Annotated in this window: 14 protein-coding genes and 1 pseudogene; 4 read left to right on the forward strand and 11 right to left on the reverse strand. The window is 69.1% G+C overall.

Translation table 11 applies throughout. The features are described from left to right. The 3 genes and pseudogenes from Pta02_RS36430 to Pta02_RS36440 all read right to left on the reverse strand — a co-directional run. Nucleotides 1–712, reverse strand: a pseudogene (locus Pta02_RS36430) (cell division protein FtsK); the annotation flags it as partial. 281 nt (nucleotides 713–993) lie between these two features. Continuing rightward, nucleotides 994–1,263 carry a hypothetical protein gene (locus Pta02_RS36435; RefSeq protein ID WP_203879576.1) on the reverse strand — a complete coding sequence of 90 codons (270 nt, stop codon included), beginning with the start codon at nucleotides 1,261–1,263 and terminating at the stop codon, nucleotides 994–996. Then, nucleotides 1,260–1,676: a plasmid replication, integration and excision activator gene (locus Pta02_RS36440; RefSeq protein WP_203879577.1), complete on the reverse strand. Its 417-nt coding sequence runs from the start codon at nucleotides 1,674–1,676 to the stop codon at nucleotides 1,260–1,262. Before Pta02_RS36440 ends, Pta02_RS36435 begins: the two co-directional genes overlap by 4 nt. Nucleotides 1,677–1,881: 205 nt before the next feature. Between Pta02_RS36440 and Pta02_RS36445 the strand changes: the two genes are divergently transcribed. Further along, complete coding sequence (locus Pta02_RS36445; RefSeq protein ID WP_203879578.1) at nucleotides 1,882–2,514, forward strand: helix-turn-helix domain-containing protein; 633 nt, start codon at nucleotides 1,882–1,884, stop codon at nucleotides 2,512–2,514. Beyond that, nucleotides 2,511–2,834, forward strand: a complete 324-nt coding sequence (cutA, locus tag Pta02_RS36450; protein ID WP_203879579.1) for a divalent-cation tolerance protein CutA — start codon at nucleotides 2,511–2,513, stop codon at nucleotides 2,832–2,834. The genes Pta02_RS36445 and cutA overlap by 4 nt, the downstream gene beginning before the upstream one ends. 916 nt (nucleotides 2,835–3,750) lie before the next feature. Here cutA and Pta02_RS36455 read toward each other — a convergent pair. The 6 genes from Pta02_RS36455 to Pta02_RS36480 form a co-directional block, all read right to left on the reverse strand. Further along, nucleotides 3,751–4,368 carry a PTS-dependent dihydroxyacetone kinase phosphotransferase subunit DhaM gene (locus tag Pta02_RS36455; protein WP_203879580.1) on the reverse strand — a complete coding sequence of 206 codons (618 nt, stop codon included), beginning with the start codon at nucleotides 4,366–4,368 and terminating at the stop codon, nucleotides 3,751–3,753. Then, nucleotides 4,365–5,006, reverse strand: a complete 642-nt coding sequence (dhaL, locus tag Pta02_RS36460) for a dihydroxyacetone kinase subunit DhaL (protein WP_203879581.1) — start codon at nucleotides 5,004–5,006, stop codon at nucleotides 4,365–4,367. The genes Pta02_RS36455 and dhaL overlap by 4 nt, the downstream gene beginning before the upstream one ends. Nucleotide 5,007: 1 nt before the next feature. Continuing rightward, nucleotides 5,008–6,000 carry a dihydroxyacetone kinase subunit DhaK gene (gene dhaK, locus Pta02_RS36465; RefSeq protein WP_203879582.1) on the reverse strand — a complete coding sequence of 331 codons (993 nt, stop codon included), beginning with the start codon at nucleotides 5,998–6,000 and terminating at the stop codon, nucleotides 5,008–5,010. Continuing rightward, entirely contained in the window at nucleotides 5,997–6,425 is a 429-nt protein-coding gene (locus Pta02_RS36470) for an STAS domain-containing protein (protein WP_203879583.1), read from the reverse strand. Before Pta02_RS36470 ends, dhaK begins: the two co-directional genes overlap by 4 nt. Before the next feature lie 263 nt (nucleotides 6,426–6,688). Beyond that, nucleotides 6,689–7,111, reverse strand: a complete 423-nt coding sequence (locus tag Pta02_RS36475; RefSeq protein WP_203879584.1) for an ATP-binding protein — start codon at nucleotides 7,109–7,111, stop codon at nucleotides 6,689–6,691. A gap of 72 nt (nucleotides 7,112–7,183) precedes the next feature. Next, nucleotides 7,184–7,408, reverse strand: a complete 225-nt coding sequence (locus Pta02_RS36480; protein WP_203879585.1) for a hypothetical protein — start codon at nucleotides 7,406–7,408, stop codon at nucleotides 7,184–7,186. Between the two features lie 338 nt (nucleotides 7,409–7,746). On the opposite strand from Pta02_RS36480, the gene Pta02_RS36485 reads away from it, so the two are divergent. Then, nucleotides 7,747–8,493 (forward strand): GAF and ANTAR domain-containing protein, encoded by a 747-nt coding sequence (locus tag Pta02_RS36485; protein WP_203879586.1) that lies wholly within the window; start codon nucleotides 7,747–7,749, stop codon nucleotides 8,491–8,493. A 56-nt stretch (nucleotides 8,494–8,549) separates the two neighbouring features. Here Pta02_RS36485 and Pta02_RS36490 read toward each other — a convergent pair whose 3' ends face one another. Together Pta02_RS36490 and Pta02_RS36495 are read right to left on the reverse strand one after the other, a co-directional pair. Continuing rightward, nucleotides 8,550–10,409, reverse strand: coding sequence for a CheR family methyltransferase (locus Pta02_RS36490; RefSeq protein ID WP_203879587.1), 1,860 nt, complete (start codon nucleotides 10,407–10,409; stop codon nucleotides 8,550–8,552). A gap of 30 nt (nucleotides 10,410–10,439) precedes the next feature. Beyond that, nucleotides 10,440–11,450 (reverse strand): chemotaxis protein CheB, encoded by a 1,011-nt coding sequence (locus Pta02_RS36495; RefSeq protein WP_203879588.1) that lies wholly within the window; start codon nucleotides 11,448–11,450, stop codon nucleotides 10,440–10,442. A gap of 97 nt (nucleotides 11,451–11,547) precedes the next feature. Here Pta02_RS36495 and Pta02_RS36500 point away from each other — a divergent pair, with 97 nt between their 5' ends. Continuing rightward, a complete protein-coding gene (locus Pta02_RS36500; protein WP_203879589.1) occupies nucleotides 11,548–12,261 on the forward strand; it encodes an STAS domain-containing protein in 714 nt (237 codons plus the stop codon). Nucleotides 12,262–12,313: the final 52 nt, after the last annotated feature.

Below are 12,313 nucleotides of genomic sequence, written 5' to 3' on the forward strand. Positions count from 1 at the left end.
GCACCCGCAGCATGAGCGGCCGGCCGTCCTCTCGCAGGCCGGTCTCGGCGAACTCCGGATCAGGGGCACTCTTGATCGGGATGGCGGGCAGCGGGACGGCCAGCGGATCGGTCCGCGGGAAGGTCAGCACCAGCCATCCCGGCTTGCCCACGGTGATGCGGCAGGAGGCAGCGCCGAAGGTGTGCGCCAGGTTCGGAGCCTTCTTCTCCCACTCCTCATGCGACTGACCCGACAGCATCTTGACCCGCACCGCATCGGCCCAGCCGTCACAGGTGACCTTGCGCAGGCGCGGCAGGTACTCCCGGCCGCCCACCGAGCGCCCGAGGCCGGAGATGACCATGGCCGGTTGCCAGTGCCGCCGGTAGATCCACATCCAGCGCCACCAGGCCAGCAGCCGACGGCCGACGATCGGGGAGAAGGTCTCCCGGTCGATCAGTCGCCAGGCGATGAGCCACAGCAGCAGGAAGCCGAGCAGGCCCGCCGCCTGCTGCCAGCCGTACACGCCGCCGGCGACGACGGAGACGATCGCCACCAGGCAGGCGATCGGGTGACGGTAGATCGTGCGGACGGTCCCGACGCCGAAGCGCCACAGCGCGATCATGATCGTGACGATGGCGGGAACCTGCACCACCGAGGGACGGAAGACCACGGCGGTATCCGGTGTCGTGGACACCAGGTCCCGCGAGGGGTCACCGGGCAGTTTACGGAACATAGACTGAACACCTCTTCCTTGATCCGTTGGAGCGGTTGGGGTGGAGATCAGGGGCCACCGGGAGCGGCAACTTCCAGTGGCCCCGCCTGATCGTTACTGCGGACCGATTCCGCGACAGATCGCGGCGTGCTGGTTGGCTTCGGCGCGATCAGCCCTTCCTCGCTGGCCGCAGCCTGCGCACTCCAGCTCACCGAAGCGACATCTAGGGCTGTCCGGAGTCCAGATGACGCGCTGACCGGTGAGCGTCTCAAATCCGTACCTCGTGGCCATGGCAACCGTCCTCACACCGCGTCCCGACGAGCCGGAGCCAGCCCGCGCCAGCGCCGCTCGATCTCCATCGCGAAGTCGGCAGCCGCCTTGGCCAGCTCTCGTGCGAAGTCCACCGACTCGGCGGTGACCGTGTCGGCGTGCAGGCACACGCTGACGATTGAGTTACCGGCCCCCAGCGCCAGGACCGGAGTACGGTCCGGGTAGGTGGTGCAGGTGGCCTGTCCCTTGCCGTCCACATGCAGTGCCGTTCGCTGCCAGGAGCCGCCCTTGCGCGCCATCACGCACCGTCCTTGGGAGCCGGAGCCGGAGCCGTCTTGAAGCCGTTCGGCTTGACCATCCCGGACGCCCGCAGCGAGTACTTCAGCCGCTTGGTCTTCTCTTCGACGTACGCCGTCACCGTCATGTCGGTGAACTCCACCGGCTCGAACATGCCGTTCGTCGGCGGAACCGGCTGGACCTCAGCCAGGATCTTCACGGCCACCTCGCGGGAGCGCGCGCCCAGCTCGGGGTCCAGGTCCATGACCCGGCACTGCCAGACGCGACCCTGCGTGATCTTGTCCTTGGACGGGGACCGCTTGCCCGTCTTCTCGTCGTAGTCCTCCGCCTGGGCGATCGTTCCCGGCACCAGCACGCAGCCAGCCGGGAACACGTCCTCGAAGCGAACCGAGAACCTGTGACCTCCTGAAAGAGCCATTTCGTACCCTCCTTCTTTGCTCTGTCCGGCTTGCACCGGCTACTGTTGAGGACCTATGAGTCCTTCTTGTGGACTTCTATGTCCCCAAGATAGGGACTAATCAACCCTCTGTCAAGGACTTATTAGTCCCTATCTTGGGGACAGACATTGCCCCCGGTGGGGACTAGAGTGTCCTTATAAGGATCAAGGAATCGGGGCCATCGCCATGGAAATGCACGAGATCATCCGACAGCGACGCACAGAGCAAGGGATGTCTCAGGCGGACCTCGCTGCACGAGTCGGCGTAGACAAGCGTCAGATTCGCCGGTACGAGTCAGGCGACACTCAGCCAACCCTCTCGGTCGGAAAGGCCATCGCCCGTGCTCTCGGAATCACTCTCGATCAACTCGCGGGAGAAGAGAGCCACCGCCTCGATCTCTCGGGCCAGTGGTGGGCTTCCTGGCAGACCTCCATGCAGGGCCAGGAGGTCATCACGGCCCAAGAGGTTCTCTTCCGCCAGCAGGGCGAACTCATCCATGTCGAGACCATCACGCGTGGTATCGACGTTGAAGAGGGCGGCTACATGTGGCGCGGAGAACTACGCCTGTGGGACAACGAGATCCTCATGGGGTGGTACGCCGCCGCAGACGGGGCCGTCCGCTCCAAGGGAACGATGTACTTCGTCCTCCACCCGCACGGCGTCAGCATGAAAGGTCGCTGGGTCGGCCTCAGCTATGACGGCGAGATCATGACTGGATGGGGCGCGATAGGCAAGAACGAGGAGGACGCTCGCGCCTTGATCGAAGAGCTGAAGCGCGATCCTGCCGCAGCCAAAGCCCTGGAAACGGCTATGTCATGACGGAAACCTGCGAAGTGATCATCACTGCACCAGATCCCACCTGGTTGGCCGACTTCACTCGCCGCCTTGTCGAGGATCGTCTTTGCGCGTGTGGCCACAACATCCCCGAAATCCGCTCCATCTACCGATGGCAAGGCAAGGTCGAGGACACCTCAGAAGCCCGCGTAGCACTCCACACGCGTACCTCGCTGGTTTCCGCCATCATCGACCGTGTCAAGGCTGAGCATCCCTACGAGGTGCCGTGCGTCATTGCGATGCCCATCGCCGAGGGCAACCCTGATTATCTACGCTGGATCAAAGCTGAGACGCGGACCCCGTAACCGGATCTCTTGCCGAATTGCCATTGTGAGGATCAAGGGCGGCGGCGCGCGCCGCGCCGCCGCCACGGCCCCACGTCGCGGACCCCGGCCGCGCATGCGGCCTGGGGGCCGGTCACGGCCGGGCCGCACTCGGGCCGCCCGCCGCACACCCACCACGCCGTATCCAAGCGATCCGCCGCACTCAGGCCCACGCCGCCGCCCAGGTCGCTTCGACCACCGGCCCCGACCGCTACGCGGCGCCTACGGCGTCCTTCGGATCGGCGCCGGCCGCTCCGCTCCCCCAGACACGCGAAAGCCGCCACGGGCTACCGGACTCGAACCGGCTCATCCCCGCAAAGGGTGTTAGCGCGAAGCTAATACGAACTTTCCCATTCGCCTTTGCCCGTGACGGCACCCGAAGGATAGGCCACCGAAAGCAGTGGTCGAAAAGCCTGCCTCCGGCGGGGGCCTCGGCTCCGGGATGATCGCGATTACCGAGCCGATGGCCGTAGATGGCTGAGGGAGCCTGATCGTCCAGCCTGCCACGTCCCAGGCAGAGCCCAGCAGCCCGACTCCTCCGGCTCAAGCCCGTCCGTACTCGTTGGCATCTAATGATCGAGGAATGGCGATCGGTGAAGGGACACGCGAAGACGGGCTTGATCCTCCGTCGTCGGCCCGCTGCCCTTCGGGTGGGACGAGGCAGACGGGAAGATCAGTCAGGGGAAGGCGTGCGCGTCCGCGCAGGGCACAATCAGGGCACACGAGGCGCGGAATCAGCGAGAAACACTGAGATCCACCAAGGGGCGGAATCCAGCTCAGGGCAACGTCTCAGGATATCGACGCAGGTCTACAGAGTGCCCTGTTTCTTCCGCTACAAGTGATCCGGCCCACGCCCTCCGGGTCAGGCGTGGGCCGGGGTCTGAAAAGGGGGGGCGGGTCAGAGTTTGCGGAAGGTCCGGGCCTCCTGTGCGGCGGCGAGTACGGCCTGCAGGGGCGCGCCCGAGCCCGCCGCGACGGCGGCGGCGATCGCGCCCTCCACGAACGGCACGTCGGCGATCACCGTCCGCGGTCCCTCGAACAGCCGCGCGGTCAGCACCGAGCCGCCCAGGTCGGGGATGAGGACCACCCCGTCGCCCCGGTCGGCCTTCTGCACCGCCGCCGCGACCAGGTCGGCGCTGGTGCCGAGCCCGCCGTCCTCGGTGCCTCCGGCGGGCACCAGCGGGACGTCCAGGCCGCAGATGCCCGCCACCAGCGCCGCCACCTCCACGGCCAGCGGGCCGCTGTGGGAGACGAGCACGATGCCCACCGCCGCGGCGGCCCGCCGGTGCTCCGGCCCCCGTGAGACGGAGCCCGACGGGCCGCCGCGGGGAGGATCCGCCGGGGCGTCGCCGTTCAGGTGGTTCGCAGCGGGAGTGCCGCCGTTCAGATGGTTCGCAGCGGGAGTGCCGCCGTTCAGATGGTGCCCAGGGCCGTCGCCGTTCAGGCGGCCCTTCGGGGCGTTGCCGTTCCGGTGGTGCGCCGGGACGGCGTGGGGGTCGTGGGGACGGCTACTCATCGGGCCACCGCCCGGTGCAGGGCCGAGACGATGAGGGCGGCGGAGGTGGCGCCGGGGTCCTGGTGGCCGACGCTGCGAGGGCCCAGATAGCTGGCCCTGCCCTTGCGCGCCTGCATCGGGATCGTGGCCTCGGCCCCTTCCCCGGCCGCCTCGGCGGCGGCCCGCAGGGCCTCGGCCAGCTCCCGCCCGGTGAGGTCCTCCCGTTGCCGTACGGCCCGCGCCAGCGTCTCGACCGCCGGAGTGAGGGCGTCCACCATGGTCTTGTCGCCCTCGGCGGCCGACCCCAGCTTCACCACCCCCGCCAGCCCGGCCTCCAGCGCCCCGGCCAGATCGGCCGCGGAGACGGAGGGCGCCTCGCCAAGCGCCCTGCCCGCCTCGCGGAAGGCCGTGCCGTACAGCGGCCCGGAGGCCCCGCCGACCTTGCGGATGAGCGTGGTGCCCACCAGGGTCAGCAGTGCCCCGGGGGTCGCCGGAGCCCGGTCCCGCACCGCCTGGAGCGCCGCGTCGAAGCCCCGCTCGAGGTTGGCGCCGTGGTCGGCGTCGCCGATCGCGGAGTCGAGCCGGGTGAGCGTGTCCTTCTCCGCCCGGACGGATCCGGCGATCTCCTCGATCCACACGCGGAAGGGCTCGGTGTCCACCTCAGCGGCCCCAGCGCAGGGCCGGTGTCCGGACGGGGGCGTCCCACAGCCGGGTGAGCTCCTCGGTCAGGTGGCAGACCGTGACCGAGAACCCCTGCATGTCGAGGCTGGTGACGTAGTTGCCCACCAGGCTCCGCACGGCCCGCGCCCCCCTGTCCGCCAGGGCGTCGGCCACCTCGGCGAAGGCGACGTAGAGCTCGATGAGCGGCGTGCCGCCCATGCCGTTCACCATGACCAGGAGGTCCCCGGAGAGGGGCAGGTCCTCGTGCAGGGCGTCCACGGCCAGGCGGACCAGCTCCCGGGCCCCGCGCATGGGGCCGCGGGAGCGGCCGGGCTCGCCGTGGATGCCGACGCCGAGCTCGACCTCGCTCTCGCTCAGCTCGAAGGTGGGCTTGCCGGAGACGGGGGTGGTGCAGGCGCTCAGCGCCACGCCGAAGGACCGGCTGCGGGCGTTGACCTCGCCGGCCACCCGCGCCACCTCGGCCAGCGGCGCGCCGGTCTCGGCCAGGGCGCCGGCGATCTTCTCCACGAAGACCGTGGCGCCGGTCCCGCGGCGGCCCGCCGTGTGGAGCGAGTCGCGGACCGCGACGTCGTCGTCCACGAGCACGCTCGCCACCTGCACGCCCTCCTCGGCGCACAGTTCGGCGGCCATCTGGAAGTTCAGGACGTCGCCGGTGTAGTTCTTCACGATGTGCAGCACTCCGGCCCCGCCGTCCACGGCCGCGCCGGCCTCGATCACCTGGTCGGGGACCGGGGAGGTGAAGATCTCGCCGGGGCAGGCCGCGTCGAGCATGCCGTACCCGACGAAGCCGGCGTGCAGCGGCTCGTGCCCGGAGCCGCCACCGGAGAGCAGGCCGACCTTGCCGGGACGCGGTCCGGAGGCGCGGAAGACGATGCGGTTGCCCGGGTCCACCCGGAGGTCGGGATGCGCGGCGGCGATCCCGCGCAGCGCGTCGGCGACCACCGACTCTGCGCTGTTGATGAGCTTCTTCACAGATTGAACCTGTTTCCGCCGACGATGAGGTACAAGCCGGATCCGCCGGTACCGGTGGAGACGTGTTCGGGCGGAGGGCGGCGCTGGGGCCCGTCGAACGGGGCGGCGGCCTCCGGGGACACGGGGAAGAAAGGCGTCAACCCGGTCATGGAGATGACGGAGGAGACGGCGGATGAGGCGCCGCAGATCGCCAGCCGCGTGCCCCGCTCGGTGGCGTGCCGGCGCAGGATGATGAGCGCGCCCAGGCCGCAGGCGTCCATGAAGGTGACCTCGCTGAGGTCGAGGACGAGCGTGCCGGGGCGGGGCCGGAGCAGGCGATCGACGTAGTCGCAGAGCTCGGGCCTGGTGGCGATGTCGAGCTCGCCTGTGATCGTGACCAGAACAGAGCCGTCCGAGTGCTGCGCCGCCATCCGGAAGGTTTCCATGGGCATGTCCCCGCGTGTTACTGAGGGTGAAGACGCTTGGAGAGAGGACCTCCGGGCACCCATCCCGGATGGCGATCTCGTCTCGCCGCGTCGCTTGCAGGCCGCGGGGTCTGGACGGCTGAGGGGTTGCGATGTCTGGAATGCACTGAAACGCGCAAATTATCGCATTGAGTAATCAACTAGCTCCGGAACGGAGTATAAGGAGTCCAGGTCGGATCGGCCAGCCATTCCACGAAACCTCGCAACGATTTGACGCTTTTCCGTCAGGCCGGAACTCGCAGGTCATCCGGAGGGGGACCGTCCAGCCAGAACGCTATGCGCAGGGTCGTCCCCCCTGGCCCGGTCGTGAAGTCGGCCGAATCGCTCAGGCGGCGGATCAGCCAGATGCCGCGGCCGCCGGGCTCATGGTCGGAGGGCGGGTCGTCGTCGAAGGAGGTGACCGGTATGCCGGGGCCGCTGTCGGCTATGTCGCACACCAGGATGCCGTCGGCCGCCCACATCCGGATCAGGCCCCGGCCGCCGGCGTGTTTGACGGCGTTGGTCATGCCCTCGTAGACGGCCAGGACGAAGTCTCCGCGCCGCACGCCTTTCAGTCCGTGCGCCGAGGCGTAGTCGGTGACGGAGCCGCGCACGGTGTTGATCTGTTCCCGGGTGAACTCCCAGGTCGTGACCGTGTAGGCGATCATGTGTCCACGCTCGTCCGAAGGGGCGGGGCGCCGGGCCGGATGCCCGCCCCCGCGGGGCATCCGGCTGCGCGATCACGCCTGCAGGTCGCCGGTCACGAGCCGTTCGGCGGCGTGGTCGCTCCTACGGAAGACGAAGGGGATCCCGCGCATGCGCGTCGGCGACGTCGCATGGAGGTCGGGATCCGGCGGGAGGGCGTCGTCACGGAGATCGTGGGGGAAGGTGTCGTCGCGGACGGATGTCCTCGATTGTCGTCCGGACGCGTGGTCCTGGACCCGGACGGTCGGCTTGCTGGTCATCGAAGCGCCACTCCTCGCCGGCATTCAGTGGAGGCTCTGAAAGCGGCCATGGAAGGGCTGTGGGATCCGGCACGCCGGGTCCGTCCATGACCGCATCGCCTCGACGCCGCGGGGTCTGGACGGCTCCAAGGGTGCGACCTTCGCAATCATCCAAATGGTGCGAATTGTCGCATAACATCCTGAATTTACTTTGAAAACCCTATTTTATGCGCTGATATTGACATTTGCCACAGATGCCGACGTAGGATCGGCACGTTTCGTGCAAGAGGCTGCTGCATCCGGTTTCATTGAGGGTACATAGAGCGTACCCCTCCAGCCTCAGCTCCCGAGGAGACGAGATGAGATTCTCCGACCGGCGTGCGGGCCGAGTCCTCGTGGAATTGGCCGACACCCTGGTCGATGACTTCGACATCATCGACTTCCTGGACGCCCTCGCCCATCACAGCGTGGACCTGCTCGGCGTCACCGCCTGCGCGGTCCTGCTCGCCGACCCCGAGGGTCCGCTGAGCATGGTGGCCGCCTCCAGCGAGGAGGCCCGGGTCCTGGGGCTGTCCCAGCTGAACCGGAAGGAGGGTCCCACCCTGGAGGCCTACCGCGGCCGCGCCCCGGTGCACTGCCCCGACCTGCCGGCCGCCGGCGGCCGCTGGCCGGTCTTCGCCCCCGCGGCGGCGGAGGCCGGGTTCGCCGCGGTGGACACCCTGCCGATGCGCCTGCGCGACCAGGCCATCGGCGCCATGAGCCTCTTCCGCGCCTCGCCGGGCCCGATGGACCCGGAGGCGGCCGGGTTCGGCCAGATCATGGCCGACATGGCCACCATCGGCATCCTGCACCGCCGCGCCGTACGGCACCACGAGTCGGTCACCGAGCAGCTCCAGCTCGCCCTGAACAGCCGGATAATGATCGAGCAGGCGAAGGGGCTGCTGGCCGGGCGGCTGGACCTGGCGCCGGAGCAGGCCTTCACCGTGCTGCGCGGTTACGCCCGCGCGCACAACCTCAAGCTCACCACCGCCAGCCGGGCCCTCATCCAGGGCGAGCTGTCCATCCCCAGATCCGACGAGGCGGTCGGATCGCGCTCACCCGGCTGACGCAGGGACGGCGGAGGGACGGCGCCGGTCACCCGCGTCGTCCCCACCGCGTCCGGTCACTCCTCGGCGACCAGGTTCATCACCATGATCACCCCGTGCAGGGCAGTTCCCTCGGCGTTCATGCGGGAGAACTCGACGTCGAGCCGGGTGACCCGGCCGCGCCGGTTGACGGCGTTGACCACCGCGCCCCCGACGCGCCCGTTGCCGGCGCTCTGCGCGCTCTCCAGGGCCCGGTGCAGGTGGGGGAGGACGTCCTCGACCGGCATGCCGATGTCGAGACCGGTGAGCTGGCGGCCGATGGCCTCCTCCGGGCGCAGCCCCCACAGGTCCTCGGCCCCCGGGCTCCAGACCAGCACGCGAAGGTCGCTGTCGACCACGACGACCGCGTCGCCGAGGCTGCGCACCACCGAGGAGATGAAGTCGTTGGCCCGATCCAGTTCGGCGCTGCGGGTGTTCAGCACCTCGTTGATCTGCTGGAGCTCGTCGTTGGTGGACTGCAGCTCCTCGTTCATCGTCTCCAGTTCCTCGTTGGTGGACTGCAGCTCCTCGTTGGTGGTCTCCAGTTCCTCGTTGGTGGACTGCAGCTCCTCGTTGGTGGTCTCCAGTTCCTCGTTGAGCGACTGCAGCTCCTCGTAGGCGTGCTCCAGCTCCCTGTTGGCCTGCTCCAGCTCGTCGCGGAGCCTGCTGTAGCGCGTCACGTCGTTGAAGTTGATGCCGATGCCGAGCATCTCCCCGCCGGGAGCCAGGAGCGGGACGACGGAGATGTCGAAGGCGCTGGTCTCGGCGGAGTTGGGGCGGCGCCAGGTGACGTCCTGCAGCTCGGCGGTGCGCAGCTCGGTCTCCACCTGCTCGATCACCGAGCGGAGCTCGACCGGCCGGTAGGAGACCTCCAGGTCCTGGAAGGGGCGCCCGATGTCGCGCGGGTTGAGGCTGAACAGCATCTCGGCCCGGGAGTTCATCATGGCCAGGCTGCCCGACCGGTCGAGCACGATCTGGGCGACCGGTCCCGAGACCAGCGCGGCGCTCTGCAGTTCGGCGTTGCCGGTGTACGGCCCGCTCGTCGGGTTGTCCGTCGTCAGAGGAGCGCGCATGCCGGCCGTGGAGGAGCCGATCTTCCTGAACAGCCGCATGCGCAGGTCCACGGGTTCGAACTTGTCGCCGTGGTTGAGCAGCATCTCGGCCTTGCCCAGGAACAGGTAGCCGGGATCGGCGAGGGCGAAGTGGAACCTGCGGACGATGTTGAGCTGCGTCTCGGTGTTGAAGTACATCAGCGTGTTGCGGGCCAGCAGCAGGTCCACCCGGGAGATGGGGGCGTCGCGGGTGAGGTCGTTGCGACCGAAGATCAGCTGTCGGCGCAGGTCGCGCCGGAAGGCGAAACCGCTCTCCACCGGCTCGAAGTAGCGTTCCCTCAGCTCGGCCGGCATCTCCGCCAGGTGGCGCTCGGTGTAGACGGCGGTGCGCGCGACCTGAAGAGCCTTCTCGTCCAGGTCGGTGGCGTATATCTTCACCCGCTCGCGGAACTCGTTCAGGCCGAGTTCCTCGGCCAGCGCGATCGCCAGGCTGTAGGCCTCCTCGCCGGTGGCGCAGCCCGCGCTCCAGACCCGGATCGGTTTGCCCGGCCCCTTGGCGGCCACCAGAGCGGGAAGGATCGTCTCCCGGAGCGTCTGCCAGGCCGCGGTGTCCCGGAAGAAACTGGTGACGTTGATCAGCAGGCTGTCGAACAGCAGGCCGAACTCCTCCGACTCCAGCTCCAGGTAGTCGCGGTACTCTCCGTAGTCGCGCAGCTTGAGCGCCTCCAGGCGGCGGCTGATGCGGCGCATGAGGGTCGTGCGTTTGTATCCCGTGAAGTCAAAACCGCGAGTCTCCTTCAGCAGGAGAAGAAGATCGTTGAATTCACGTTCCTCACCAGGTGTCACGGCTCCCAAGGATATTCCGATCCCGGCGCCTCATGAAGAAAGACGGTCGTCACTGTCGCGGCCGATGCGCGATTGCAGCATCCGCATCGTCTCCAGCGCCTCACTGATCTGTTCGGCCTGCTCCCGGAAGTGGCGCTCCGAGTGCTGCTGCCCGCGCCGCTGCGCCCCCTCGACCATGCGGTTCAGCACGCGCAGCCGTTCCTCCAGCCGCAGGATCGCCACCCACAACGCCCGCTCCACGGCCTCGGCCTGGCCGTCGGCCATGCTCTGGGCCGACCACGCGTGCCCCACCACGCACTCGTAGCGCGGAGTCGACCCGTTCTCCGTCTCGTACAGCGGGCCGTTGCACTCCGGGCAGGTGAAACCGGTCAGGTCCCCGGCCGGAGGGCCGGGCAGGGTGGTCCGCAGGAAGAGGGAGACCTCGCGCTCGAGCTGGGGATCCGCCACTTGCTCGCCTCCGTTCACCGGGGTACGGGTCTGCCGGACGATCCACCTGGCGATCTCCCTGACCGGCAGCACCTGCGGGCTCCCCGTCGTGCCGATCGTCGCGTTGGGCATCCCGGCGAAGGTGCTCTCCGCCGGATCCTGGACGGCGACGGCGCCTCCATAGCGTTCCACGACGGCGGATCCCGCGGCGCCGTCGTCGAGCATGCCGCTCAGCACCACCGCGATCGTGCGCGGCCCGCCCTCCAGGGCGGCGCTCAGGAACAGCGGGTCGGCCGCGGGGCGGTGCCCGTTGTGCCGGGGTCCCCGCGACAGCCTCACCGCCGCGTCGTGCACGAGCAGATGGTGATCGGGAGGCGCCACGTAGACCCGCCCGTGCCGCAGGGGCTCGCCGTCGACGGCGGGGGCCGCCTTCAGCGGTCCCGCCCGGTCGAGGATCCCCGCCAGGGCGCTTCCCCCGGTGGGGGGCAGATGCAGGACGACCAGGACGGACGCCGCCAGACCGTCGGGAAACTCGGACAGCAGGGCGCGCAGGGCTTCGACGCCTCCCGCGGAGGCGGCGACGACCACGAGGTCCCGTCCGGCGAAGCCGTTCACATAAGCGTCTTAACCAGATCCGGCGGATTCATGCGGACGGCCACCCGGCATTCGGTAAACGCTGGCACGAATCCCTGTGATGGGGTATGGGATGGGTATGGAGTTGACAGCACGCGTGGTTCACCGCGACGTGGCCACGTCCACCGCCGTCGTGATCGTGGTCGGCGAGATGGACGCTTTGAACTGCGGGCACGTGGAGTCCGTCTTGAGATCCCTGCTCGCCGAGGACATATTGCACATCCTCGTCGACGCCGGCGGGGTGCGATTCTGCGACATCAACGCGATGCGGATGCTGAGCCGCGTGCACCGGGAACTGCGCGGCGTGGGCGGGGAGATCGTGATCACCGCCCCCGAGGCCGTGCACAAGCTGGCGGAGCTGATGTGGCCGGGCTCCTCTCCAGACCGTCCCGCCGTCTTCCGCTCCCAGGACCGGCGCGAACCGGAGGCCGCCCCCGTGCCGCCTCCGCCGCGCAGGCACGTGCCCTCCCTGCGGAACCTGCGCCAGTCGTCGCGCTCGCGCCGGGAGCGCGTGCCGGTCGCCTCCCCCCGCGACAGCCATCAGATCCTGGAGAGGGCGGCGCGCCTGAAGTCCGAGCTGGAGGCGGCGCGGGAGAAGATGCTGGCCCAGGCGCGCACGACCTGCGCCGGCCTGGCCGAGGTGCACGAGCGGCTGGCCGCCCTGCACGCCACCCTCGGCGAGCGCCCGGAGCGGACCGTCACCTCCGCCCTGCTGTGTGACGACCACTCCCACCACGAGACGGCCGACCGGATGCGTGACCGCATCACCGCGTTCACCGGCCGGTCCGGCTGACCTGTCCGGCACCGGCCAGGCGCCCGGCGCCGGTCGGGGCGCGACGTCGTCC

It is taken from the genome of Paraplanobispora takensis, assembly GCF_016863195.1.
Classification (GTDB): domain Bacteria; phylum Actinomycetota; class Actinomycetes; order Streptosporangiales; family Streptosporangiaceae; genus Planobispora; species Planobispora takensis.

What these genes read in the sequence shown, in the direction of transcription:
- Pta02_RS36475 (WP_203879584.1), bottom strand. Translation starts at nt 7,111, where the DNA reads ATGATCGCCTACACGGTCACGACCTGGGAGTTCACCCGGGAACAGATC.
- Pta02_RS36470 (WP_203879583.1), bottom strand. Translation starts at nt 6,425, where the DNA reads ATGGAAACCTTCCGGATGGCGGCGCAGCACTCGGACGGCTCTGTTCTG.
- Pta02_RS36455 (WP_203879580.1), bottom strand. Translation starts at nt 4,368, where the DNA reads ATGAGTAGCCGTCCCCACGACCCCCACGCCGTCCCGGCGCACCACCGG.
- Pta02_RS36480 (WP_203879585.1), bottom strand. Translation starts at nt 7,408, where the DNA reads ATGACCAGCAAGCCGACCGTCCGGGTCCAGGACCACGCGTCCGGACGA.
- cutA (WP_203879579.1), top strand. Translation starts at nt 2,511, where the DNA reads ATGACGGAAACCTGCGAAGTGATCATCACTGCACCAGATCCCACCTGG.
- Pta02_RS36445 (WP_203879578.1), top strand. Translation starts at nt 1,882, where the DNA reads ATGGAAATGCACGAGATCATCCGACAGCGACGCACAGAGCAAGGGATG.
- Pta02_RS36485 (WP_203879586.1), top strand. Translation starts at nt 7,747, where the DNA reads ATGAGATTCTCCGACCGGCGTGCGGGCCGAGTCCTCGTGGAATTGGCC.
- Pta02_RS36500 (WP_203879589.1), top strand. Translation starts at nt 11,548, where the DNA reads ATGGAGTTGACAGCACGCGTGGTTCACCGCGACGTGGCCACGTCCACC.
- Pta02_RS36440 (WP_203879577.1), bottom strand. Translation starts at nt 1,676, where the DNA reads ATGGCTCTTTCAGGAGGTCACAGGTTCTCGGTTCGCTTCGAGGACGTG.